Origin of the sequence: Methyloversatilis sp. (assembly GCF_030698125.1) — a bacterium.
Taxonomy (GTDB): domain Bacteria; phylum Pseudomonadota; class Gammaproteobacteria; order Burkholderiales; family Rhodocyclaceae; genus Methyloversatilis.
Genome location: NZ_JAUYNV010000006.1, coordinates 185,638 through 208,225, shown reverse-complemented (window position 1 = coordinate 208,225; position 22,588 = coordinate 185,638). Strand labels below are relative to the sequence as shown.

General features: G+C 64.4%; 24 protein-coding genes. 13 read left to right on the top strand and 11 right to left on the bottom strand.

All coding sequences use genetic code 11. The features are described 5' to 3' along the window. Window positions 1-72: 72 nt before the first annotated feature. Window positions 73-1,068 carry an asparaginase gene (locus Q8Q80_RS03470; RefSeq protein WP_305631584.1) on the bottom strand — a complete coding sequence of 332 codons (996 nt, stop codon included), beginning with the start codon at window positions 1,066-1,068 and terminating at the stop codon, window positions 73-75. 105 nt (window positions 1,069-1,173) lie between these two features. Between Q8Q80_RS03470 and dbpA the strand changes: the two genes are divergently transcribed. Beyond that, window positions 1,174-2,616 (top strand): ATP-dependent RNA helicase DbpA, encoded by a 1,443-nt coding sequence (gene dbpA / locus Q8Q80_RS03465; RefSeq protein ID WP_305631583.1) that lies wholly within the window; start codon window positions 1,174-1,176, stop codon window positions 2,614-2,616. On the opposite strand, the gene Q8Q80_RS03460 is transcribed toward dbpA, so the two are convergent. From Q8Q80_RS03460 to Q8Q80_RS03440, 5 genes are all read right to left on the bottom strand, one after another. Next, complete coding sequence (locus Q8Q80_RS03460) at window positions 2,617-3,516, bottom strand: patatin-like phospholipase family protein (RefSeq protein WP_305631582.1); 900 nt, start codon at window positions 3,514-3,516, stop codon at window positions 2,617-2,619. 5 nt (window positions 3,517-3,521) lie between these two features. Continuing rightward, window positions 3,522-4,025 (bottom strand): M48 family metallopeptidase, encoded by a 504-nt coding sequence (locus Q8Q80_RS03455; protein WP_305626779.1) that lies wholly within the window; start codon window positions 4,023-4,025, stop codon window positions 3,522-3,524. Between the two features lie 40 nt (window positions 4,026-4,065). Continuing rightward, entirely contained in the window at window positions 4,066-4,638 is a 573-nt protein-coding gene (locus Q8Q80_RS03450; protein WP_305626777.1) for a YceI family protein, read from the bottom strand. A 37-nt stretch (window positions 4,639-4,675) separates the two neighbouring features. After that, on the bottom strand, window positions 4,676-5,260 hold the full coding sequence (locus Q8Q80_RS03445; protein WP_305631581.1) for a YceI family protein: 585 nt from the start codon (window positions 5,258-5,260) through the stop codon (window positions 4,676-4,678). A gap of 90 nt (window positions 5,261-5,350) precedes the next feature. Continuing rightward, window positions 5,351-5,599: an accessory factor UbiK family protein gene (locus tag Q8Q80_RS03440; protein WP_257079007.1), complete on the bottom strand. Its 249-nt coding sequence runs from the start codon at window positions 5,597-5,599 to the stop codon at window positions 5,351-5,353. 365 nt (window positions 5,600-5,964) lie between these two features. Between Q8Q80_RS03440 and Q8Q80_RS03435 the strand changes: the two genes are divergently transcribed. From Q8Q80_RS03435 to Q8Q80_RS03420, 4 genes are all read left to right on the top strand, one after another. Further along, window positions 5,965-6,762, top strand: coding sequence for a TorF family putative porin (locus tag Q8Q80_RS03435; protein ID WP_305631580.1), 798 nt, complete (start codon window positions 5,965-5,967; stop codon window positions 6,760-6,762). Window positions 6,763-6,800: 38 nt separating this feature from the next. After that, the gene (glnK, locus tag Q8Q80_RS03430; protein WP_069038722.1) at window positions 6,801-7,139 is read left to right on the top strand and encodes a P-II family nitrogen regulator; all 339 of its coding nucleotides are present in this window, start codon (window positions 6,801-6,803) and stop codon (window positions 7,137-7,139) included. Window positions 7,140-7,152: 13 nt separating this feature from the next. Beyond that, a complete protein-coding gene (locus Q8Q80_RS03425) occupies window positions 7,153-8,592 on the top strand; it encodes an ammonium transporter (protein ID WP_305631579.1) in 1,440 nt (479 codons plus the stop codon). 252 nt (window positions 8,593-8,844) lie between these two features. Further along, window positions 8,845-9,573 carry a hypothetical protein gene (locus tag Q8Q80_RS03420; protein ID WP_305631578.1) on the top strand — a complete coding sequence of 243 codons (729 nt, stop codon included), beginning with the start codon at window positions 8,845-8,847 and terminating at the stop codon, window positions 9,571-9,573. A gap of 3 nt (window positions 9,574-9,576) precedes the next feature. Here Q8Q80_RS03420 and Q8Q80_RS03415 read toward each other — a convergent pair whose 3' ends face one another. From Q8Q80_RS03415 to ubiB, 3 genes are all read right to left on the bottom strand, one after another. After that, on the bottom strand, window positions 9,577-11,079 hold the full coding sequence (locus Q8Q80_RS03415) for a sodium:solute symporter family protein (RefSeq protein ID WP_305631577.1): 1,503 nt from the start codon (window positions 11,077-11,079) through the stop codon (window positions 9,577-9,579). Window positions 11,080-11,180: 101 nt separating this feature from the next. After that, window positions 11,181-11,777: a chemotaxis protein CheC gene (locus Q8Q80_RS03410; protein ID WP_305631576.1), complete on the bottom strand. Its 597-nt coding sequence runs from the start codon at window positions 11,775-11,777 to the stop codon at window positions 11,181-11,183. A 136-nt stretch (window positions 11,778-11,913) separates the two neighbouring features. Next, window positions 11,914-13,437, bottom strand: coding sequence for a ubiquinone biosynthesis regulatory protein kinase UbiB (ubiB, locus tag Q8Q80_RS03405; protein ID WP_305631575.1), 1,524 nt, complete (start codon window positions 13,435-13,437; stop codon window positions 11,914-11,916). Window positions 13,438-13,648: 211 nt separating this feature from the next. Between ubiB and argS the strand changes: the two genes are divergently transcribed. The 8 genes from argS (at window position 13,649) to Q8Q80_RS03365 (ending at window position 20,416) form a co-directional block, all read left to right on the top strand. After that, a complete protein-coding gene (argS, locus tag Q8Q80_RS03400; RefSeq protein WP_305631574.1) occupies window positions 13,649-15,391 on the top strand; it encodes an arginine--tRNA ligase in 1,743 nt (580 codons plus the stop codon). After that, window positions 15,391-15,990, top strand: a complete 600-nt coding sequence (locus tag Q8Q80_RS03395) for an SPOR domain-containing protein (protein WP_305631573.1) — start codon at window positions 15,391-15,393, stop codon at window positions 15,988-15,990. Before argS ends, Q8Q80_RS03395 begins: the two co-directional genes overlap by 1 nt. Window positions 15,991-16,021: 31 nt before the next feature. After that, a complete protein-coding gene (locus tag Q8Q80_RS03390) occupies window positions 16,022-16,660 on the top strand; it encodes a thiol:disulfide interchange protein DsbA/DsbL (protein WP_305631572.1) in 639 nt (212 codons plus the stop codon). A 5-nt stretch (window positions 16,661-16,665) separates the two neighbouring features. After that, window positions 16,666-17,466 (top strand): SDR family oxidoreductase, encoded by an 801-nt coding sequence (locus tag Q8Q80_RS03385; protein ID WP_305631571.1) that lies wholly within the window; start codon window positions 16,666-16,668, stop codon window positions 17,464-17,466. Window positions 17,467-17,829: 363 nt separating this feature from the next. Then, window positions 17,830-18,120, top strand: coding sequence for a CopG family ribbon-helix-helix protein (locus Q8Q80_RS03380; protein WP_305631570.1), 291 nt, complete (start codon window positions 17,830-17,832; stop codon window positions 18,118-18,120). Continuing rightward, the gene (locus tag Q8Q80_RS03375) at window positions 18,108-18,398 is read left to right on the top strand and encodes a type II toxin-antitoxin system RelE/ParE family toxin (protein ID WP_305631569.1); all 291 of its coding nucleotides are present in this window, start codon (window positions 18,108-18,110) and stop codon (window positions 18,396-18,398) included. The genes Q8Q80_RS03380 and Q8Q80_RS03375 overlap by 13 nt, the downstream gene beginning before the upstream one ends. Before the next feature lie 408 nt (window positions 18,399-18,806). Beyond that, entirely contained in the window at window positions 18,807-19,922 is a 1,116-nt protein-coding gene (locus Q8Q80_RS03370; protein WP_305631568.1) for an AAA family ATPase, read from the top strand. Next, entirely contained in the window at window positions 19,919-20,416 is a 498-nt protein-coding gene (locus tag Q8Q80_RS03365; RefSeq protein ID WP_305631567.1) for a hypothetical protein, read from the top strand. The genes Q8Q80_RS03370 and Q8Q80_RS03365 overlap by 4 nt, the downstream gene beginning before the upstream one ends. Before the next feature lie 253 nt (window positions 20,417-20,669). Here the strand turns inward: Q8Q80_RS03365 and hemL are convergent, their stop codons facing one another. Then, window positions 20,670-21,953, bottom strand: coding sequence for a glutamate-1-semialdehyde 2,1-aminomutase (gene hemL / locus Q8Q80_RS03360; protein WP_305631566.1), 1,284 nt, complete (start codon window positions 21,951-21,953; stop codon window positions 20,670-20,672). Window positions 21,954-21,963: 10 nt separating this feature from the next. Further along, on the bottom strand, window positions 21,964-22,587 hold the full coding sequence (gene thiE, locus Q8Q80_RS03355; protein WP_305631565.1) for a thiamine phosphate synthase: 624 nt from the start codon (window positions 22,585-22,587) through the stop codon (window positions 21,964-21,966). Window position 22,588 lies beyond the last annotated feature (1 nt).

The window sequence follows — 22,588 nt, the reverse complement described above, 5'->3', positions numbered from 1 at the left end:
TCGATCAGCAGTCGCTCGGGCGACTTTGTTGTCTGTGTGCACGATGCCGAAGTGTAAGCGCATCGTGTCGATTCACCTGCGTGGCTGCGCGAAATTCACGATGTGTCGCGACGGGCGAACGTACGTGCATCCCGGCAGCCCCGCCGTGAGGTGCCACATCAGCCGCAGCATCAACTCGACGCGCGCCTGTACCGGCGTGAGCGCGCTGGCGCCTGGCAGCCCGGCACCGCGTGTATCGATGACACTGCCGCGTGCGGTTCGGCTGGTGCGCAGCACGGCGACGCCGCCTGCCTGCGCACGCAGCAGCGCCGCCTCGAGCGGTGCGCCGAGGGTGCCGTTGCCGGTGCCCGCCGCGACGATGCCGCGCGCACCGAGCGCGCACAGCGCGTCGACCAGCGCGCCGTCCGCACCGGCGTAGTTCAGCACGATATCGACGCGCGGCCAGTCTTCGCACAGCACACGCGCCAGACCCAGCGCATCACCGCGCGGCCAGTCGCGCAAGCGGCGCAGCACGCCCTCTTCGATGTAGCCGAGCGGACCGGCATCGCCGGAATCGAAGGCGTCGACTCGATAGGGATGCGCCTTGCGCACCTCGCAGCCGGCGTGAACGCTGCCTGCCATGCAGACCAGCACGCCGCTCGCTTCCGGTGAGGCAGCAAGGCGCACCGCGTCCAGCAGGTTCTGCGGTCCGTCGGCGGCCAGCGCGCCGGCCGGGCGCATCGCGGCGGTCAGCACGACCGGCTTGGCTGGCGCCAGCACACGGTGCAGGAAGAAGGCGGTTTCTTCCAGCGTATCGGTGCCGTGGGTGATGACAATGCCTGCGACGTCCTCGCGCGCAAGGTGATGCGCAACCCGCTGCGCCAGCGCGCGCCAGATGGCGAAAGTCATGTCCTTGCTGTCGCTCTGCGCGACCTGCTCGGCATCGATCGCAAACGCCGACAGCGGCGGCACGGCAGCGATCAGATCCGCCACGGCGATCGTGCCGGCGACGTAGCCGGTGTTGTCGGCTGCGCTGCGCGCCTGACCGGCGATGGTTCCGCCGGTGCCGAGGATGACGATGCGTTTCATCGGTTCGCTGCCTGTCGGATGTTGTCGGCGCATTCTGGTGGAGCGGCGCGCCACGGCGCAAGGGCGAGGCACGCGCCGACCTGGCACGGGCCCTTATAATCGCGCATGACTGAATCAATCCCTTCCGCACCCACCTCGCCCGACGCTGCACCGTCGACGCTGACCGAAACCGCGTTCGACACCTTGCCGCTGGCGCCCGAGACGCTCGCCAACCTGACCACGCTCGGCTACCTCGCGATGACGCCGGTGCAGGCGGCGACACTGCCACTGGCGCTGGCCGGGCGCGACCTGATCGCGCAGGCGAAGACCGGCAGCGGCAAGACGGCGGCGTTTGCGTTGCCCTTGCTGGCCAAACTCAATCCGCGCTGGTTTTCCCCACAGGCGCTGGTGCTGTGCCCGACGCGCGAACTGGCCGATCAGGTGGCGAAGGAAATCCGCCGTCTGGCGCGCGCCACCGACAACATCAAGGTGGTGACGCTGTGCGGCGGTGCGAAGATGGGGCCGCAGATCGGCAGCCTGGAGCACGGTGCGCATGTCGCGGTCGGTACGCCGGGCCGCATCATGGATCACCTGGAACGCGGCACGCTGGATATGCGCGGCCTGAACATGCTGGTGCTCGACGAAGCCGACCGCATGCTCGACATGGGCTTCTTCGACGACATCGTGTGGATCGCGCAACAGTGCCCGGCCGCACGCCAGACCCTGCTGTTTTCGGCCACTTTCCCGCCCGGCATCGAAAAGCTGGCGTCGCAGTTCCTGCGCGAGCCCGAACGGGTGCAGGTCGCGACGCAGCATGCGGCCGGCAAGATCCGCCAGCGCTTCTACGAGATCGACAACACCGAGCGGCTCGACGCCGTGGCGCAGCTGCTGCGCCACTTCCGGCCGGTCAGCACGCTGGCTTTCTGCAACACCAAGGCACGCTGCCGCGAACTGGCGGACCGCCTGAGCGCGCAGGGTTTCGAGGCGCTTGCGCTGTATGGCGACATGGAACAGCGCGAGCGCGACCAGGTGCTGGTGCGTTTTGCGCACCGCAGCGCATCGGTGCTGGTGGCCACTGACGTGGCCGCGCGCGGGCTGGACATCGACAAGCTCGAAGCGGTGATCAACGTCGACGTGACGCCCGACCCGGAGGTGCACGTCCACCGCATCGGACGCACCGGGCGCGGTGACGCCGAAGGCTGGGCACTCAGCCTGGTCAGCCGCAACGAGATGGGCCGGGCGCTGCGCATCGAAAAGGCGCAGGGCGTGGCGCTCGAATGGCAGCCGGTGGCGGAACTGGAACCGGCCGGTCATGCACCGCTGGTGCCGCCGATGGCCACCTTGCAGATTCTCGGCGGGCGCAAGGAAAAGATGCGGCCGGGCGACGTGCTGGGCGCGCTGACCGGCGAAGCCGGCTTCACCCGCGAGCAGGTGGGCCGGATCGACGTCACCGACTACCTGACCTATGTCGCGGTGGAACGCAACATTGCCGACGAGGTGGTGCGCCGGCTCGATGGCGGGCGGGTGAAGGGGCGCGACGTGAAGGTGAAGCGGCTCGGCAGCGACTGATCAGGGCGGCGGCCCGCCGCGCGCGCCGGGCGACGCCTCCAGCCGGTCCAGCGCGTCGATGGCAAGACGGCGGCCGTACTCGATCAGCGGCGACGCCAGATGAAATTCATGAAACCGGCAGGTGTTCTTCGGCACGCTGATGACCACATCGGGCCAGAACACCGCCAGGTTGCGACGCGTCAGGGCGGCCTGCATGGTTTCCAGCGAACGCATCAGCACATCCGACATGGCCAGCCCTGATTCGGCGACCTTCACCGCGCCATTGCCGATGCCACCGGGCAGGTAGCTGCGCAGCCGCGCCAGCAGGCCGGGATCCGCATCGGCGTGCAGCGGCGGCGGCATGACGGCTTCGCCATTCAGATCGACGATCACCGTCAGATCGGTCAGCGTGCGCAGGGTCGGCCCCACCGGCACCGGATTGAGCAGGCCGCCGTCGACCAGCAGGCGGCCGCGGTAGGCGTGTGGCGTGAACACTGATGGCACAGCCATCGACGCGCGGATCGCTTCGAACAGCGAGCCGTCCGACAGCCACACCTCGCGCCCGCGTTCGATGTCGACGGCGACCGCCGTGTAGTCGAGCGGCAGGTCTTCGATATTGCATTCACCGACCAGCTCGCGCAGGCGCTGGATGAGCACCTCGCCGCGGATCAGGCCGCCGCCGGACAACGTGAGGTCGAGCAGTCGGAGCATGTCTGACTGACCCAGCGCGGTCACCCATTTTTCGTAGGCGCCAAGTCCGCCCAGCGCATGGATGCCACCGACCAGCGCGCCCATCGACGAGCCCGAAATGGCGCGGATGTCGTAGCCGCGCGATTCCAGCTCGCGGATGACACCGACGTGTGCCAGCCCGCGCGCGCCGCCGGAACCGAGCACCAGCGATACGGTAGGTCGCTTGCTCATCGGATTCAGGCGGGCCCGCCGCACAGGTCGAGCTGGGTCAGGTGCAGCCGCAGATCGAATTCGTACTGGTGATACTGCGGTTCCATATGTGTACACAACTGGTAGAACGCCTTGTCGTGCTCGCGCGACTTCAGGTGGGCCAGTTCGTGCACGACAATCATTTTCAGGAATTCCGGTGGCGCGTCGCGGAACAATGTGGCGACCCGTATTTCGTGCTTGGCCTTCAGCTTGCCACCCTGCACGCGCGACACCGTGGTGTGCGTGCCGAGCGCCCGGGCGACCAGACCGAGGCTGCTGTCGTACATCACCTTGTTGATCGGTGCCCCGTTGCGCAAGTGGCGCTGCTTCAATGCGAGTACGTAATCGTACAGTGCGCCGTCGCTGCGCACCGCGTGCGAGTCGGGGTAGCGTGCCTTCAGTGTTTCGGCAAGGCGGCCCTGCTCGATCAGCGCACGCACCTGATCCTGGATGTGCGCCGGATAGCCGGCCAGGTACTTCAGCGTGTCCATTCAGTCCGGTCGGATCCGGCCCGCTCTCCGACCGCTGCGCTCAGTCGCGGAAAGCCTCGACCGGAATTTCGATGTAGACGATGTCGCTGATGCCCGGCACGTATTTGGTCATGCCGAAGTCGGAGCGCTTGATCGTGGTCGAAATGTCGGCGCCGCACAGTGGCTTCTTGTTGATCGGATGCGTGCCGCACGCAAAGCCCTTGACGTCCAGCGTGACCGGCCTGGTCACCCCGAGCAGCGTCAGGTCGCCTTCGGCACCCACCAGCTTGTCGCCATCGAACATGAGCTTCGTGGATTTGAAGGTCATGACCGGAAACTGCTCGGAATTGAAGAAGTCCTCGCCGCGCATGTGCTTGTCCCACGCTTCGAGCCCCATGTCGATCGAGGCGGTATCGATCTTCACCTCGATGCTGCCGCTGTTCTGCGACGGCACCAGCATGATCTTGCCGCTGGTGCTGTTGAAGCGGCCGCGCTGGGTCGAAAACCCGAGGTGGTTGATTTCGAAGGTCGGAAAGGTGTGACGCGAATCGATGGTGTAGCTGTCGGCCGCCATCGCACCGGTGGTCAGCGAAGCGCCCATCAGAAGGCCGAACAGAGCGGGAGTGAATTTCATGTGGTTTCCAGAATTGTGTTGAAGGGAGGACGGCGGCTTACTTGCCTGCAACGGCCAGCTTGAAACGGATCTCCACCTCGTCGGCAACGACCGAGGTATCGCCCCAGGCGCCGGTGCCAACACCGAATTCAAGGCGCTTGATCGGGAAGCTGCCTTCCAGCAGCGCACCGGTGCCGTCAGGCTTCAGCGTGAAGGGTGCAGCAACCTCGCGTGTCTTGCCCTTGATGCTCATCTGGCCGCGCACCTCGTAACGGTTGTTGCCGAGCGGCTTGACCGAACTTGATACGAAGCGCGCCGTCGGGTGCTGCTTCACATCGAACCAGTTCTTGCCCTTGACCTCGTCGTTCGCTTCCGGCCCGCCGGCATCGATCGACGCCAGTTCGATGTCGAGCGTGGCGCTGCCGGCTTCCGGCTTCGCGAGATCAAAGTCGAGCGTGGCCGAAAAGCGGGTGAACCGGCCGTCGACCGATACGCCCATCTGCTGCGACACGAAGGCCAGCGAACTCTTTTCCGGCAACACCCGCGAATAGCTGCCTGCCGCCTGCACCGCGGACGACAGTAACGCAAGCCCCGCGCCCAGCGTCAGCACGCGGCGCGCAAGCGGCGAAATTCCCTGCTTCATCGACTGCTCCAGACTGTGAAAGACACCGGTGTGATGTCACCGGAGCCAAAAAATTCCGCCGTGAGGCGAGACCGCCACGCGGCCCGGAGCTCAGCCGGCACGCGCGGCGAGCTGTTTTTCCAGCTCGGACACCCGCGCTTCGAGCCCCTCGAGCTGCGCCCGGGTGCGGGCGAGCACATCCTTCTGCACATCGAATTCCTCGCGCGTCACCAGGTCAAGGCGCGAAAACATGGCACTTGCCATCGCCTTGGCGTTTTTCTCCAGATCCCTGGCCGGGCTGGCGGCGAGCAGTTCGGAAAAGCGCGACGACAGTTCTTCGAGCATCTTCGGATTCAGCATAGGTTTCTCTCCAGGCTATGGTCGGTACAACGCACTACATCCGGTCTTCGCCGACCGCGAAGCCCCGCATTGTGCCGTCGCGCAGCCGAACGCGCGATCCCGGCGTGACGGAATTCACGACAAATGATTGCCCGGGTGGCAGGCGAGGCACCGATTGTGCACAAAGCAGCACCATGCGCCCAGGAATGCACCGTATTGGTGCAGAGCGATAATGCAGTGCGTGCATTTGGGGCGGGGGATCCCTTCGGACCGCCCCGGATAGTCGCCGTACTGCATCAAACCATTGAAAAACAAGGCGTAAGAACGTCTGGCACGGTCCATGCAAGACATGCGGGGCAGTTTCCCTAATTCAAGGAGTGAACCCAATGCAAAAGACTTTGATCGCCGCTGCCCTCGCCAGCGCACTGGCCGTGCCGGCCTTCACCGCTCAAGCCGAAGAACCGGCCAGCCCGCATACCTTCACCGGCAACGTTGGTCTGTTCAGTCAGTACGTGTTCCGCGGCATCAGCCAGACCAATGAAGACCCGGCCCTGCAGGGCGGTTTCGACTACTCGCACGCCAGCGGCTTCTACCTCGGCACCTGGGCGTCGAACATTTCGTGGCTCAAGGACGCTCCGGCAGGCGTTGACCCGGCGTACTCCAGCTCCAGCGTGGAAATCGACGTCTATGGCGGCTATCGCGGCGCCTTCGGCGAAAGCGGCATCGGCTACGACGTCGGCCTGCTGCAGTACATCTACCCGGGCGACCGCAACCCCGGCATCACCAAGGCCGACACGCTGGAAGCCTACGCCGCTGTCAGCTGGAGCTTCCTGAGCGCCAAGTATTCGTACAGCCTGGGCGATACCTTCGGCGTGAACAACTCGTCGGGCACCTGGTACCTGGACCTGTCCGCAAACTACCCGATCACCGAAGCACTGACACTGAATCTGCACTACGGCATCCAGGACTTCAGCGGTTCCAACGCGGGCGTGAAGAACGATGACATCGCTTCGTACGAAGACTGGAAGATCGGCCTGTCGTACGCCCTTCCGCAAGGTTTCACGGTCGGCGCCTTCTACACCGATACCAGCATGAACAGTACGGAACAGGCCTTCTACACGAACCTCAAGGGCAAGTATCTGGGTGACGACCAGTATGTAGTGTTCCTGACCAAGACGTTCTGATCCAAACAACGCTTCACGGTATCTGCCAGGGGAATGTCATGAAACTAGTCACAGCCATCATCAAGCCGTTCAAGCTTGACGAAGTACGCGAGGCCCTCTCGGCCATCGGCGTGCAGGGCATCACCGTTACCGAGGTGAAGGGATTCGGCCGCCAGAAAGGTCACACCGAGCTGTATCGGGGTGCCGAGTATGTCGTTGATTTCCTGCCCAAGGTGAAGATCGAGGCTGCAGTCAGCGACGAGCTGGTCGACAGCGTGGTCGAAGCCATAGAAAAGTCTGCCAGTACCGGCAAGATCGGTGACGGCAAGATTTTCGTTTTCGATCTGGAACAGGTCGTCCGCATCCGCACCGGTGAAACCGGCGTCGATGCGCTTTAAGGGAGAACACAAGATGAAACGTTTCCTGGGCATCCTGTGCGCGACCCTGGCTATCGGCCTGGCTGCGCCCGTCATGGCTGAAGATCCCCCGGCAGCTCCGGCTGTCGTAACCGAAGAAGCGGCTGCCGCTCCGGCTGACGCGACAATGGAAGCACCGATGGCGGCGGAAGCTGCACCGGCTGACGCAGCAGCCGAGGCAGCCCCCGCTGAAGAAGTGAAGGCAGAAGTGCACAAGGGCGATATCGCCTGGATGCTGGTTGCCACCATCATCGTGCTGTTCATGGCCCTGCCCGGCCTTGCACTGTTCTACGGCGGCATGGTGCGCGCCAAGAACATGCTGTCGGTGCTGATGCAGGTCATGGTCGTGTTCTCGCTGATCGGCATCCTGTGGATCGTCTACGGCTACAGCCTGGCCTTCACCGAAGCGACGCCATTCATCGGCTCGCTGGACAAGATGTTCCTCAGCGGTGTGACGGTTGATTCCCTGTCCGACACGTTCAGTGCCGACGTGAAGATTCCGGAATACCTCTTCGTCGTGTTCCAGCTGACGTTCGCCGGCATCACCGCCGCGCTGATCGTCGGATCGTTCGCCGAGCGGGTGAAGTTCTCCGCGGTGCTGCTGTTCAGCGTGCTGTGGTTCACCTTCTCGTACATCCCCATCGCTCACATGGTGTGGGGCGCCGGCGGTTACCTGCTGGGTCATGGCGCGCTGGACTTCGCCGGCGGCACGGTGGTGCACATCAACGCCGGTGTGGCCGGTCTGGTGGGTGCCTACATGGTCGGCAAGCGCATCGGCTACGGCAAGGAATCGATGGCGCCGCATTCGCTGGTGCTGACGATGGTCGGCGCATCGATGCTGTGGGTGGGCTGGTTCGGTTTCAACGCCGGCTCCAACCTCGAAGCGAACGCCGGTACGGTGCTCGCCGCACTCAACACCATGGTTGCCGCTGCTGCAGGCATCGTGGCGTGGGTGGCTGCGGAAGCGGTGTTCAAGGGCAAGCCGTCGATGCTCGGTGCGGCGTCCGGTTCCATCGCCGGTCTGGTAGCGATCACGCCGGCCTGCGGTACGGTCGGTCCGATCGGTGCACTGGTCATCGGTCTGCTGGCAGGCGTGATCTGCCTGTGGGGCGTCAATGGCCTCAAGCACATGCTTGGCGCAGATGATTCGCTCGACGTGTTCGGCGTGCATGGTGTCGGCGGCATCGTCGGCGCTGTTCTGACCGGCGTGTTCACGGCCCCGTCACTCGGCGGCACCGGTGCCGATGACTTCTCGATCGGCTCGCAGGTCACCGTTCAGGTGATGAGCGTCGTGATCACGATCATCTGGTCGGCCGTCGTGTCCTTCATCGCCTTCAAGCTGGTGGATATCTTCATCGGCCTGCGGGTGCCGGAAGACGAAGAACGCGAAGGCCTGGACGTGACTGCGCATGGCGAAACCGCCTACCGTATGTGAGCTGCAGACCCACTTTCTCCTCTGCAAATTTCGGGCACCTTCGGGTGCCCGTTTTTTTTCACCCCGTTGCAGACCGCTGGTGCGATGAAGCGGGCAGTGCACCTGACCGGGCCGCAACATGTCCTGTCCATCGTTCGCCTGTCCGATGCGTTGAGGGCGTTTGCATGTCCAACATCCGTCCGCCGGGTTAGCATCGCGGCGGATGGACCGCGCGGCGCCGCGCGGCGTTGAAGTTCAAGGATGAGGATGCTCGTGAACACTTTTGCCGCACACCTGCTGGCGGGACTGATTGCCCTGACGGCAAGCGGTCTGGCTGCGGCCGGCTCCGCTGCCGCCAACGATTCCCCCATCGTGGAGGCCGATGCCTTCCCGGCCGAGGAGCGCGACCGGCTTCGCCAGCGCGCGACCATTTTGAAGGATGAGGCACGCGAACTGCGGCGCAAGGCCGATGCCGATCGGGCCGCCGCCGACGCGCTCTGCTGGCAGCGCACGCTGGTGTCGTCCTGCATCGAAGAAGCGGACGAAACGCTGCGTCAGCGCGTTACCGAAGTGCGCAAGCTCGAACTCGAGGCGCGCGACATCGAACGCGATGTGCGCACGCGATCCGCGCAGGCGCGACGCGCGGAGAAGCAGCGGACAGCCGATGAACGCCGGCTCAAGTCGATCGAAATGAGCGTGAAGACGCGTGAAACCGAGCAGGCGCTGACGCGACAGCGCGAGCAGGAAGCGTTGGAGCGTGCGCAGAAGGATGCCGACGCGGAAGCGCGCGCACGGCTGAAAGCACAGGAAACCGCCCGGAAGGAGGCCGAACAGGCCGCCGGGCGACAACGCGAAGACGCCCGCGCTGCCGAGCGTGCTGCAGACCAGCAGCGCCATGCCGACAAGATCGATGAACGGGTGCGCCGGAAGGAAGCACAGCGCCTGCAGCGCGAAGCCGAAGCGGCCGCCAAGGCAGCGGCTCAGCCTCAGCCCGCGCAGTAGCGTTCAGCGCTGCGGCGGGGCATGACCGGTGGCGGCGTGATGCGTGCCGGCGGCTGCATGGTGATGCAGCGCTGCGTGGTCCGGCTCGTGCGGCAGACGATGGCCGACCCACTGCGGCAGCAGCGAGCCGGCAATCATTCCGGTGGCACTGACCAGCAGACCGATCAGTTGAGCCGGCACCGCACTGGCCTCGCCAACCAGTATCTCGACCAGCAGCCATGACCCCAGGCCGCCGATGATCGCCGCCAGCGCGCCCTGGGTCGTCGCGCGCTTCCAGAACGCACCGAAGAACAGCGGCACGAAGGCGCCGGCCAGCGTCACCTTGTAGGCGTTCTCGACCATTTCGAAAATGCCCGCTTCGGAATTCAGCGCCACCACCAGCACGATGCTGGTGAAGCCGACAATGGCACTGCGCATGACAAACAGCAGCTGGCGATCGCCCATGCGCGGGTAGAAGCCCTTGACGATGTTTTCGGCGAAGGTAACCGACGGCGCCAGCAGCGTGGCAGACGAACAGCTCATGATGGCCGACAGTACCGCACCGAAGAACAGGATCTGCGCGATCAGTGGCGTGTGCTGCATGACCAGCGTCGGCAGCACGCGCTGCGAATCCTCCTCGATCAGCGCGTTGAAGGTGCCGGGGTCGATCAGCGTCGCCGAGTAGGCGATGAACATCGGAACGAAGCAGAAGCAGAAGTAGATGGATGCACCGAGCACCGAGCCGCCGATCGCGACCTTCGCGCTCTTCGCCGACGTGATGCGCTGGAACACGTCCTGCTGCGGAACGGAGCCCAGCATCATGGTCAGCCAGGCGCCGAGGAAGGTGATCCACAGCCACGGGTCGGCCGGCGGAAAGAAGTCGAGCTTGCCGGCCGCCGACGCGTGGTCGATGACCGGCGCCACCCCCCCGGTCAGGCCGCTGATGACGTAGGCGATGTAGAGCAGACCACCCATCGACACCGCCATCTGCACGAAATCCAGAATGGCCACCGAAAACATGCCGCCGAAGGTGGTGTAGGTCAGCACGATGAGGGCACCGAGCACCATGCCGGTTTCCTGACTGACCGCGCCGTCCGTCACCATGAAGAAAATGAGGCCCATGGCCTTGATCTGGGCCGCCACCCAGCCCAGATACGACACGATGATGCACAGCGAGGTGATGACTTCGACCGTGCGGTTGTAGCGCAGGCGATAGTAATCGCCAACGGTCATGAGGTTCAGCTTGTACAGCTTGGTCGAATAGAAGATGCCGGCGATGATCAGGCACATCGATGCGCCGAACGGGTCGGCGACCACACCGCCGAGCCCTTCGGTGACGAATTGCGCCGACACGCCGAACACCGCCTCGGCGCCGAACCAGGTGGCGAATACCGTGGCGGTCACCACCGGCAGCGGCAGGCTGCGGCCGGCCACGGCGAAATCCCTGGCGTTATGGACCCGTGTCGCGGCGTACAGACCGATGCCGACCGACACCATCAGATAGAGCACCACGAACCAGATCAGCATGCACGCCCCGGAGCAACATTTCGCGGCGCGGCACGACACCGCGCAGGCTCAATGATAACGGCGCACAAGCCTTGCGGGCACTGGATCTGCGGGGTTTTCGCTCAGGCGTCGAGGCGCCGCGGCGGCAGCATGGGCAGACCGGCGAGGGCAGTCATTTCCAGTATCACCAGACCATCGACGCGCAGGCCCGACAGGTGCATGCGCAGATGGGTCACCAGCGCACTGCGTACGGATTCATCCACGCCGAACAGACGATCGGGTACCGACAGCGTGACGCGCGGCTGGGCCGCCTCGATGTGCCAACCCAATGCGCCGGCCAGCACGCCCGTGCAGGCGTCGATGACGATGTTGCCGACCTCTGCGAGTGCGTCCTGTTCCAGTTCGCCCGGTTCGGCAATGTCACCCGGCAGACCGAGCATGCGTCGCACCAGCGCCAGGCCGCCGATCTGCGGCAGCACCAGCATGGCTTCGGCGCCGCAGCCCTCGGTGGTGCGCATGCGCTGAGCCACGCCGCACAGGCAACTGTCGAGGCTGGCCAGACAGAGATCGAGGCGGGCGCGGTCGGCGATTTCGACATGCGAAACCGACATGCCCACCTGCTCGGACACGATCTGCGTGAAGGTGGACGCGGCGCAATGCACCGAGCGGCTCATCGAACCGGCCAGTTCGCCGAATGCCTTCATGTGTGGAGGAATCATGCTCCCGCCCCTGCGCTGCCCCGCACAAAACCTGCCGCCGCTACCGTGGTCGTTTTCATCGTTGGCATCTCCCGGTATGAGCATGGGCTAACGACCTTCGCGGCGACATCTTTAGGGAAGCAATCCCGCGCGACGCTCAGGCGTAGGCGTGCCACACCTCGAAGCCGATCAGCAGTGCGACCAGCAGGCACAGGAACTGTATCCAGCGCAGCTGCCGGCGGCTGCGATATTCGAGATCGACCGCGTCCTGCCGCACGTCCTGCGCGGCAGACTGGCTCAGTACCTTGTGCGCCAGCCGCGGCAGCTCCGGCATCATCATCGCCCAGGCCGGCGCCTCGTCGAGCAGCTTGCGGCGCAGCGCGCGCCAGCCGACCTGTTCGCTCATCCAGCGTTCCAGAAAGGGCTTGGCGGTTTTCCACAAGTCGAGTTCCGGGTCGAGCTGACGACCCAGGCCTTCAATGTTGAGCAGGGTTTTCTGCAGCAGCACCAGCTGCGGCTGGATTTCGACGTTGAACCGGCGCGACACCTGGAACAGCCGCAGCAGGGTGCGGCCGAACTCGATTTCCTTCAGCGGCTTGTCGAAGATCGGTTCGCACACGGCACGGATCGACGCCTCGAACTCATCCACCCGGGTGCCCCGCGGCACCCAGCCGGCATCGACGTGCGCCTGCGCCACCCGCTTGTAGTCGCGCTGGAAGAAGGCGAGGAAGTTCTGCGCCAGGTAATTCTTGTCCACGTCGGTTAGCGTACCCATGATGCCGAAGTCGAGCGCAATGTACTGGCCGTCGGGCGCGACGAAAATGTTGCCCGGGTGCATGTCGGCGTGGAAGAAGCCGTCGCGGAACACCTGGGTGAAGAAGATTTCGACGCCGGCGCGCGACAGCGCCGCCATGTCGACCCCCTGGGCGCGCAGTGCATCGGTATGCGAAATCGGCAAGCCGACCATGCGCTCCATCACCATCGCGGTCGGACCGCAGAAGTCCCAGTACACCTCGGGTACGGCGAGCAGCGGCGAATCGCGGAAGTTGCGGCGCAGCTGAGAACAGTTCGACGCCTCGCGCATCAGGTCAAGTTCGTCGCCCAGATGCTTGGAAAATTCGGCCACCACCTCGCGCGCCTTCAGACGGCGCCCTTCCGACCACACCCGTTCCAGCAGGCCGGCTGCGGTTTCCATCAGCAGGATGTCGTTCGCGATGATGTGTTCGATGCCGGGGCGCAGCACCTTGACCGCCACGTCCTCGCCATTCGGCAGCACCGCGAAATGCACCTGCGCCACCGATGCGGACGCCACCGGCCGGCTTTCGAAGCTGCGGAACACCTGATCGAGCGGCTTGCCGTAGAAGGCTTCGAGGCGGGCGATCGCCTGTTCCGACGGGAACGGCGGCACGCGGTCCTGCAGCTTGGCCAGTTCGTCGGCAATGTCCGGCGGCAGCAGATCGCGCCGCGTAGACAGCATCTGGCCGAACTTGACGAAAATCGGGCCCAGCGCCTCCAGCGCCTCGCGCAGCCTGACGGCGCGCGGGTCGCTGAAGCGCCGCCCCATCCGGGTAACGCGCAGCAGACCGGCAAAGCGAAGCTTGCTGCCGGCGTCGAGCAGCATCTGGTCCAGCCCGAACCGCAGGCTCACCGTGAGGATCTTGAGCAGTCGCAGCCAGCGCATGCGGCTCAGCCCTCGGCCGCACGTTGCGGGGCAGGAACAGACGATCTGGGGGGTTGAAACCTCATGTTGCGGGGACTCGACAGCGGCGTGCGGAGCGCGCACTGTACAAGAAGCACCGTCACGCCGGAAGCGGCTTTCCGGGCTGAATGCGGGCTCGCGCTATACTTCGCGGTCTCCAAATGCACTTGCGCATCGCGCTTCCGTTTCATCCATGACCCCCGAACTGCGCCGAGAACTGACCCGTCTGCTGCATGCCGCACTGGCCAGCGTGGCGCCCGACATCGCGCCGCCCGACATTCTTCTTGATCGCCCGAAGCAGGCTTCGCACGGCGATCTCGCCTGCAACGTCGCGCTGCAGCTGGCCAAGGCGCTGAAACAGAATCCGCGCGTCATCGCCGAACGCATCGTGCGCGAATTGCCGCCATCGGGCATGGTCGAGCGCGCCGAAGTGGCAGGCGCCGGTTTCATCAATTTCTTCTTCAGCGCATCGGTCAAGCAGGCCATCGTCGGCCGCATCCTGAACGAAGGCGAACGCTACGGCCGCTCGGACACCGGCGCCGGCAAAAAGGTGCAGGTCGAATTCGTGTCGGCCAACCCGACCGGGCCGCTGCATGTCGGCCATGGTCGCGGTGCCGCCTACGGCTCGGCGCTGTGCAACCTGCTCGACGCCGCCGGCTATGCGGTGACGCGCGAGTTCTACGTCAATGACGCCGGTCGCCAGCTGGACATCCTCGCGGTGTCGGTGTGGCTGCGCTACATGGAAACGCAGGGCGCGGCAGTGAAGTTCCCAGCCGACGGCTATCGCGGCGACTATGTGCGCGACATCGGGGCGGAGCTGTTCATCCAGCAGGGCACTCGCCTGAACCGGCACACGGCCGAGCTGCCCGACGCCTCGGTCGCCGGCGATACCGCCGACGCCATGCTCGACGCATTGATCGCCCACGCCAGGACCACACTCGGCGAAGACTGGTGGACGGTGCACCGCTACGCGCTCGATGCCATGCTGGCCGACCAGCGCAATGATCTGGGCGAATTCCGCGTGCATTACGACGTGTGGTATCCGGAACAGTCGCTGCACAGCAACGGCGCGGTGGATCGCGCCGTGAAGCGCCTGCAGGACGGCGGCTACCTGTACGAACAGGATGGTGCGCTGTGGTTTCGGTCGACCCGCTTCGGCGACGAGAAGGACCGCGTCGTCCGTCGAGAAAATGGCGCCTATACCTATTTCGCGTCCGACATCGCCTATCACGCGGAGAAGTTCGCGCGCGGCTTCGACCTGGTCATCGATGTGTGGGGTGCCGACCACCACGGCTATATCCCGCGCGTGAAGGGCGCGCTGGCCGCGCTGGGCGAAAACCCCGACAAGCTCGAAATCGCGCTGGTGCAGTTCGCCGTTTTGTACCGCGGCGGTGAAAAGGCCGCCATGGGCAAGCGCTCGGGCGACTTCGTCACGCTGCGCGACCTGCGTGCCGAAGTCGGCAACGATGCGGCGCGTTTCTTCTACGTGCTGCGCAAGAGCGACCAGCACCTCGATTTCGACCTTGATCTCGCCAAATCCGAGTCGAACGACAATCCGGTCTATTACATCCAGTATGCGCACGCCCGCATCTGCTCGGTGCTGCGCGAGGCGGTTGCCAATCACGCGCTCGACCTGTCGCTGCTGCCCGGCATCCCGTTCGATGCGCTGACCGGCGAGCGCGAACTGCTGCTGGCCCAGCGTCTGGCCGAGTTTCCGGACGTGATCACCCAGGCGGTTGCTGACCGTGCGCCGCACTCGGTCGCCTTTTACCTGCGCGACGTGGCGTCCGATTTCCACGCCTTCTACAACGCTTCGCGCATGCTTGTCGACGATCTGGCGGTACGCGAAGCCCGTCTGGCGCTGGCCGCCGCGACCCGGCAGGTCATCGCCAACGGGCTGGCGCTGCTCGGCGTGTCCGCACCGGAATCGATGTGATGGCCAAAGCAGCGCAAAAGAAGGCGCCCGCGCGCAAGCATCGCGGCGGCACGGTCGTCGGCATCTTCGTCGGCCTGGTACTGGGGGTGGTGCTGTGCGCCGGCGTGATGTGGTACATCAACGGCTCGGCGCTGCCGCTGCAGTTGCGTGAAGCCGCGCCGACAGCCGCTGCGTCCGGTAGCGAACCGGTCGCACTGCCCGGCAAGCCGGGTGACAAGCCCCCCGCCAGGCCGCGCTTCGATTTCTATGAAATCCTGCCGGGCAGCCAGAGTGCGCAGCCGGCCCCCACCCGGACACCGCCCGCTGCCGCACCGACTCAGCCGGAAGAAACCAGCGCGCCCACGGCCGCGCCGGCGCCGGCCGCTGCGCCTGAATCGCTGGTTTTGCAGGCCGGCGCCTTTTCGTCGGAAGAAGAAGCGGACAACCTGCGCGCCCGTCTTGCGTTGATGGGTCTGGAGTCGAACATTCAGTCCCATGCGGTCGCCGGCAAGGGCACGCTGTACCGCGTACGGCTCGGCCCGTTCGCCAGCCCGGACGACATGAGCCGGGTCCGTGCAGACCTGGCGCAGAACGGGATCGACACTTCGCTTGTCCGATGACCGGACTTGCCATGCATACACAGGAGACAGCATGAAATTCGGATTCAAGCAGATTGCCGCGCTGGCTTTTGCCGGCTTCATGGCCGGTGGCGTCGCTGCCGCCCCGCTGAACGAAAAGGACTTTCGCGAAATCAAGCCGGCGCAGTCGGTCGAACCGGGCCCCAAGGTCGAGGTGATCGAGTTCTTCTGGTACGGCTGCCCGCACTGTTTCGAGCTCGAGCCGTCACTGAAGAAGTGGCTCGACCGCAAGGCGGACGACGTGACCTTCAAGCGGGTACCGGCCATCTTCCGCCAGTCCTGGGTGGCCGGTGCGCAGACCTACTACACCCTGGAAACCCTGGGCGAGCTCGACCGCATGCACAGCAAGGTGTTCGACGCCATCCACATGGAGCGCCAGGCGTTCAACGACATGGCGACCATCAGCAGCTGGATGGGCAAGAACGGCATCGATGCGAAGAAGTTCGAAGACACCGCCAAGTCGTTCGCGGTGTCAGGCAAGGTGCAGCGTGCGCAGCAGATGAGTGCCGCCTATCAGCTGACCGGCGTGCCGGCACTGGTGGTCGATGGCAAATACATCGCGCTCGGCAACAGCTACGAAGGCATGCTCGCCATTGTCGACCAGCTGATCGAACGCGCCCGCGGCGAGCGCGCAGCGGCCGCCAGGAAGTAAGCCGCATGGACGCAGCGCGTCCGGCAAAAACGGGTGCCCGCGCGGCACCCGTCGTCTTTCTGACCGGTGCATCGAGCGGCATCGGCGAAGCACTGGCCCGCCATTACGCCGCGGAAGGCGCCACGCTCGGCCTCGTTGCGCGGCGAGCGGCGCAGCTTGATGCGCTGGCTGCCAGCCTGCCGGGGCGACATTTCACCTTTGCCGCCGACGTGCGCGACGCGGCCGCACTGCAGGCCGCCGCCGGATCCTTCATGCAGCAGGCCGGTGTGCCGGACATCGTCATCGGCAACGCCGGCGTGTCGGTCGGCACGCTGACCGGCGAGCTGGAAGACCTGCCGGCGTTCGAAGCCATATTCGACATCAACGTGCTGGGGCTGGTGCGCACCTTCGCACCCTTCGTGAAACCGATGCAGGCGCGGCGCAGCGGTGCGCTGGTCGGCATCGCCTCGGTTGCCGGCATCCGCGGCCTGCCGGGTGCCGGTGCCTACTGCGCGTCGAAATCGGCGGCCATCACCTATCTGGAAAGCCTGCGCGTGGAACTGCGCGGCAGCGGCGTGAAGGTACAGACGATCTGCCCCGGCTACATCGACACGCCGATGACTGCCATCAACCCCTACCCGATGCCCTTCCTGCTCAGCGCCGACGAAGCCGCCCCGCGCTTCGCCCGCGTCATCGCACGCGGCACGTCCTGCGCAGTCGTGCCCTGGCAGATGGGGGTGGTGGCCAGGCTGCTGCGCCTGCTGCCGGACACCGTATTCGACTTCGCGTTCGCGAAGGCCGGCCGCAAACCGCGCGGCACGTTGTAGGGCAGATGCAAGTTACAAGATTCAAGGGACAAGGGAACGGCGCCGCGACCCGCGCCTGTCGCGCGGAGGGGAACGGCGCGTGCGATCACCGTCCACATCCTGACTCCGGACAACGTGAAAAAGACGCCAGGCCTTCGATGACCACCGGTTGTCGAGACCGGAAGCGGTGACTTGCCCCACTGAGTAAATTCACTCAGTGCTTTAATTGGTAATTCGTAGTCCCTTTGTCGAGGGCATCGCCCGCCGGAGCACTCTTTTCAACGTCGGCATCGTTCATTGGACAGGTGCGCAACGGCCAGGGCAGGTAGGCGTGGCGCATCATGTATAGTCAGGTATTACCACGCGATACCGGTCAGGACCATCATGCCTGCTTCGACCACACGTCCCGTAGCAATCAAGATCGACGAAGACATCCGGATGCGTGTGAAACGCTTGGCGGACGCGCGCCAGCGCACCCCCCACTGGCTGATGCGCGAAGCCATAACGCAGTACGTCGAGCGCGAAGAAAAGCGTGAAACTTTCCGCCAGGACACCTTGAAAGCGTGGGAGGCTTACCGCACCACTGGCCTGCATCTCACGGGTGAAGAGGCGGATGCCTGGCTGGCTCGACTCGAACAGGGCAACGACGCCGAGCCGCCTGAATGCCACGTCTGATCTGGTCGCAGCCGGCTCTGTCGGATGTGCAGCGCCTCTACCGTTTTCTCGCCAGCGCGAGCCCCGATGCGGCCAGACGTGCGATCAAGACCATACGCGAAGAGGTGAAGGTGCTGGCGCTGCAACCTGCCATCGGCCGTCCCGTCGATGATCTTCCCGATGAATTCCGCGAGTGGATGGTCGACTTCGGTGACAGCGGGTATGTGGTGCGCTATCACATCGGCATGGACGTCGTCACGCTACTCGCCGTGCGTCATCAGAAGGAAACGGGTTTCTGACAGGCGGGTGGCTCGCGCCGAAAGCGATTGGAGCGGGTGGCTTTGCACTGCGGATCATTTCCAGACGCACGTCGTACGCCCTGGCCGCTCTATCTGATACTTGCGCACGCGAGTTGTATTGCATATGCACAGGCAGTGACCGGCGGACGGATCGAAAAGCAACCAAGGTCTGTAGAAAATCGCCCTGACGCTGATTGCCCGACAGTAACGACAACTTTCTCTGGACAGACGTTTGTGGCGTGATGTCCGGTTTAGTCGGCGTTGTAACTCGGCGGCTAGATGCCCTCGAAGTGCGTCGCGACAAAACCCACGCCCTCAAGCAGGGCTTGATGCATAAACTACTAACCGACGGCTCGGATTGGTCATCGCAGAGGCTATGCAGACCTCGGACAACTGAATGGAACGAATATGCTCCAACGTGTTTATATCCATAACTTTCGCTGCCTCGAGAACTTCGAGTTCAAACCCGGTGATGCACCTTCAGCACTGTTGATCGGCAAGAACGGTAGCGGCAAGTCCACGCTGGCCCAGGCCCTAAAGGTTCTCCAATCTATCGGCAGAGGCGGTAATCGCGTGGGTCAGTTGCTGAAGCCGAGTGACTTCACGCTCGGCCGCTCCGATGTTCCGATGCGCTTTGAACTAGAAGGTGTTCTCGGCGGTCGCGCCTTCAAGTTCAGGTTGGCGCTGGATCTCCCCGACCGCTTCAGAGAACTGCGCGTTGTGGAAGAAGAGTTGGTAGTGGACGGCGAACCGGTTTACTCAAGAGAGTTGGCTCTGGTAACCCTGAGGCGCCAAAACGCCAGTCAGCCTGAAGCACGCTTCAATATGGACTGGCACTTGGTGGCATTGCCGGTTATCCAGGATCCCTCAACCGCCAACGCGCTGGGCACCTTCCGCGAATGGCTGGCTCGCATGGTGTTGTTGGCCCCAATGCCACGGTTGATGCGAGGAGAAACCGCGGGCGAAACGCTGGAGCCGACCGAAGACGCCAGCAATTTAGCCGACTGGCTTTCAGGCCTACTGGCCCAATACCCTGCTGCTTACGCCCCTCTAAGTCAGTACCTCCAGCAGGTCATGCCTGACCTGTCTGATTTCCGTTTTGAACGTGCCGGCAAGGAAGCCAAAGCGTTATTGGTGCGCTTCAGGGCCGGCAACGCCCTGCATGAGTTGGGCTTCGAAGCCCTATCAGACGGCGAGAAGTGCTTCTTCTTGTGTGGAGTGGTGCTGGCAGCCAACCAGAGCTATGGTCCGCTGTTCGCATTTTGGGATGAACCAGACAACTACTTGTCGATCAGCGAAGTCAGCCATTTCGTCATGGCCTTGCGTCGAGGCTTCCAAGAGGGCGGCGGGCAACTCTGGATGACCTCGCACAACGAGGAAGCCGTCCGGCGCTTTTCAAATGACAACACTTGGGTATTAGGCCGCAAGAGCCATTTGGAGCCCACAGTCATCCGGTCGCTGACGGACTTCGAAGTCCGCACCGACGTGATTCAGTCCCTGATTTGCGGAGAGCTGGAGCCGTGAGCGTCAACGTGTACAGACCTCATGTAATTGTCTTGCCTGAAGATGACGCCAACCGCGAGATCGTCAACGGATTCTTATTGGACCCTTCTCTGCAAGAGCGAGCTATTCAAGTGTTGCCTGTTGCAGGTGGCTGGGTCAAGGTACGCTCGGAATTTGAAGACTCACACGCGCAAAAGCTGCGCGAGTATCCCGAACGACATCTGGTGTTGTTAATCGACTTTGATGGTCAAGAGATCAATAGACGGCAGAGCTTCCTGCAAGTTGTCCCATCCGATGTGCGTGAGCGGGTCTATCTACTGGATACGCGTGATGAGCCGGAACCTCTGCGCCAAGAATGTGGCACATCGCTGGAAAATGTGGGCGAACAACTCGCTAAGTCCTGCGCTCGAGGCGAGGTGGGCTTGTGGGGGCACGAGATGCTGCAACACAATCAAGCTGAGGTAGATCGACTGATCCAGAACGTGAAACCGTTTTTGTTCAAGTCGCCAGCTTGATGTGCAGAGCCCGGTGCTGGGCTGGTTCTTTGGGTTTCGACTCCAATTTCCGAGTGCGCTCACCGCACTCACATCCAAATCCGTTTCAGCAGGCAGTTCTCCATCAGCCGGGACCTGACACACTGCAGGCAACCGAAAGGTCGATCAGTTCTGCGCACTGTCGCCCCATGAATACATGAGCAACGAATAACCTCAAGGGACAGGGAAACTGCCCGCTTTTCCTTGCGCTATGCGGCTAACCTCTCGCACAGCGTCAGGCAACCGCGGCAAATGCAGCCTTCGCCCGCGCCAGCGTCTGCGCCACGTCGTCCTCGCTGTGCGCACCCGACACGAAACCGGCTTCGAACGCCGACGGCGCGAGATAGACGCCGGCATCGAGCATGGCGTGGAAGTGGCGGTTGAAGCGTTCGCGGTCAGACTGCATCACTTCGGCGTAACTGGCCGGCGCCGCGTCGCGGAAATACAGGCCGAACATGCCGCCGACCGACTGCGCCGAAAACGGCACGCCTGCCTCGCGGGCGGCGGCGACCATGCCGTCGGTGAATTGCTTCGTGCGGGTGGCGAGCCGGTCATGAAAGCCGGGTACGTCGATCAGTTCAAGCGTCTTCAGACCCGCCGCCACAGCGACCGGGTTGCCGGACAGCGTACCCGCCTGATACACGGCACCGATCGGCGCAATGGCGGCCATGATGTCGCGCCGGCCGCCGAAGGCACCGACCGGCATGCCGCCGCCGATCACCTTGCCCAGCGTGGTCAGGTCGGGCGTGATGCCGAACAGGCCCTGGGCGCCGACCGGGCCGACGCGGAAACCGGTCATCACCTCGTCGAAAATCAGCACCGCACCATACTGTGTACAGAGCGCGCGCATCGCATCGAGGAAGGCGCGCGTCGGCACGATGAGGTTCATGTTGCCGACCACCGGCTCGACGATGACGCAGGCAATGCGCTCGCCGTGGTTGCGGAAGCAGTCTTCCAGCTGCTGCGGATCGTTGTAGTCGAGCACCAGCGTGTGCTTGGCGAAGTCGGCCGGCACACCGCCCGAACTCGGATTGCCGAAGGTGAGCGCACCGGAGCCGGCCTTGACCAGCAGGCTGTCGGCGTGGCCGTGGTAGCAGCCTTCGAACTTCACGATGGTGTCGCGGCCGGTGAAACCGCGTGCCAGACGGATGGCGCTCATCGTCGCCTCGGTGCCGGAACTGACCAGGCGCACCTGTTCGATCGACGGTACGCGGGCGCACAGCGTTTCGGCCATGATGATTTCGGCTTCGGTGGGAGCGCCGAACGACAGGCCGCCCACCGCCGCTTCCTGCACGGCCCGGATCACCTCGGGGTGTGCGTGGCCAAGGATGGCCGGACCCCACGACCCCACATAGTCGATGTACTCGACGCCATCGGCGTCCCACAGCCGGCTGCCCACGCCGCGCGTGAAGAAGCGCGGCGTGCCGCCGACCGAGCGGAAGGCCCGGACCGGTGAATTGACGCCGCCCGGAATACTGAGCTGGGCGCGTTCGAAAAGCTGCTCGTTGCGGGTGGTCATGGCGATTCCTTCAGAAAAGCTGCGCGTAGGCACGTGCCCGCGCGGAAATATCGGGGGCGTCGAACAGGTCGGACACCACGGCGAGCAGGTCGGCTCCGGCTTCGATCAGCAACGGTGCCCGATCCAGCGTGATGCCGCCGATGGCGCAGCGGGCAATGCCCAGATCGGCCACCTCGGCGAAGCGCGCGCGGTCGGCGACCGGCGCGGCGGGTTTGGTCGCCGACGCAAACATCGCGCCGAACGCCACGTAATCGGCGCCGGCGCGCCGGGCGTCGCGTGCCAGCCGGGCATCGTTGTAGCAGGACACGCCGATCAACGCTGCCGGACCGAGCCGCCGGCGGGCCGCCGCCGGATCGCTGTCTTCGCGACCGACGTGCACGCCATCGGCGCCGACTTCGTGCGCCAGCTCGACATCGTCGTTGATGATGAAGCGCGTTCCGCAGACAGTGGTGATGGCGCGCAGTGCGCGGGCGTCGGCCAGACGGCTCGCGGCAACCGGCGACTTGTTGCGGTACTGCAGCAGCACCGCGCCGCCGGCGCAGGCGGCCTCGGCCGCGCGGTAGAGCGCAGGGCCGGTCAGGGTTTCAGGGGTCACGGCATACAGGCCGCGCAACAAACGGAGGTCGGCAGCCATC

Bases quoted from the DNA above. Each gene is read 5' to 3' on its own strand.
- ubiB (WP_305631575.1), bottom strand. From the start codon at position 13,437: ATGCGCTGGCTGCGACTGCTCAAGATCCTCACGGTGAGCCTGCGGTTC.
- Q8Q80_RS03380 (WP_305631570.1), top strand. From the start codon at position 17,830: ATGCCTGCTTCGACCACACGTCCCGTAGCAATCAAGATCGACGAAGAC.
- Q8Q80_RS03450 (WP_305626777.1), bottom strand. From the start codon at position 4,638: ATGAAATTCACTCCCGCTCTGTTCGGCCTTCTGATGGGCGCTTCGCTG.
- Q8Q80_RS03390 (WP_305631572.1), top strand. From the start codon at position 16,022: ATGAAATTCGGATTCAAGCAGATTGCCGCGCTGGCTTTTGCCGGCTTC.
- Q8Q80_RS03460 (WP_305631582.1), bottom strand. From the start codon at position 3,516: ATGAGCAAGCGACCTACCGTATCGCTGGTGCTCGGTTCCGGCGGCGCG.
- argS (WP_305631574.1), top strand. From the start codon at position 13,649: ATGACCCCCGAACTGCGCCGAGAACTGACCCGTCTGCTGCATGCCGCA.
- Q8Q80_RS03425 (WP_305631579.1), top strand. From the start codon at position 7,153: ATGAAACGTTTCCTGGGCATCCTGTGCGCGACCCTGGCTATCGGCCTG.
- glnK (WP_069038722.1), top strand. From the start codon at position 6,801: ATGAAACTAGTCACAGCCATCATCAAGCCGTTCAAGCTTGACGAAGTA.
- Q8Q80_RS03375 (WP_305631569.1), top strand. From the start codon at position 18,108: ATGCCACGTCTGATCTGGTCGCAGCCGGCTCTGTCGGATGTGCAGCGC.
- Q8Q80_RS03370 (WP_305631568.1), top strand. From the start codon at position 18,807: ATGCTCCAACGTGTTTATATCCATAACTTTCGCTGCCTCGAGAACTTC.
- Q8Q80_RS03395 (WP_305631573.1), top strand. From the start codon at position 15,391: ATGGCCAAAGCAGCGCAAAAGAAGGCGCCCGCGCGCAAGCATCGCGGC.
- Q8Q80_RS03415 (WP_305631577.1), bottom strand. From the start codon at position 11,079: ATGCTGATCTGGTTCGTGGTGCTCTATCTGATGGTGTCGGTCGGCATC.
- hemL (WP_305631566.1), bottom strand. From the start codon at position 21,953: ATGACCACCCGCAACGAGCAGCTTTTCGAACGCGCCCAGCTCAGTATT.
- Q8Q80_RS03470 (WP_305631584.1), bottom strand. From the start codon at position 1,068: ATGAAACGCATCGTCATCCTCGGCACCGGCGGAACCATCGCCGGTCAG.
- Q8Q80_RS03410 (WP_305631576.1), bottom strand. From the start codon at position 11,777: ATGATTCCTCCACACATGAAGGCATTCGGCGAACTGGCCGGTTCGATG.
- Q8Q80_RS03445 (WP_305631581.1), bottom strand. From the start codon at position 5,260: ATGAAGCAGGGAATTTCGCCGCTTGCGCGCCGCGTGCTGACGCTGGGC.
- dbpA (WP_305631583.1), top strand. From the start codon at position 1,174: ATGACTGAATCAATCCCTTCCGCACCCACCTCGCCCGACGCTGCACCG.
- Q8Q80_RS03440 (WP_257079007.1), bottom strand. From the start codon at position 5,599: ATGCTGAATCCGAAGATGCTCGAAGAACTGTCGTCGCGCTTTTCCGAA.
- Q8Q80_RS03435 (WP_305631580.1), top strand. From the start codon at position 5,965: ATGCAAAAGACTTTGATCGCCGCTGCCCTCGCCAGCGCACTGGCCGTG.
- Q8Q80_RS03385 (WP_305631571.1), top strand. From the start codon at position 16,666: ATGGACGCAGCGCGTCCGGCAAAAACGGGTGCCCGCGCGGCACCCGTC.
- thiE (WP_305631565.1), bottom strand. From the start codon at position 22,587: ATGGCTGCCGACCTCCGTTTGTTGCGCGGCCTGTATGCCGTGACCCCT.
- Q8Q80_RS03455 (WP_305626779.1), bottom strand. From the start codon at position 4,025: ATGGACACGCTGAAGTACCTGGCCGGCTATCCGGCGCACATCCAGGAT.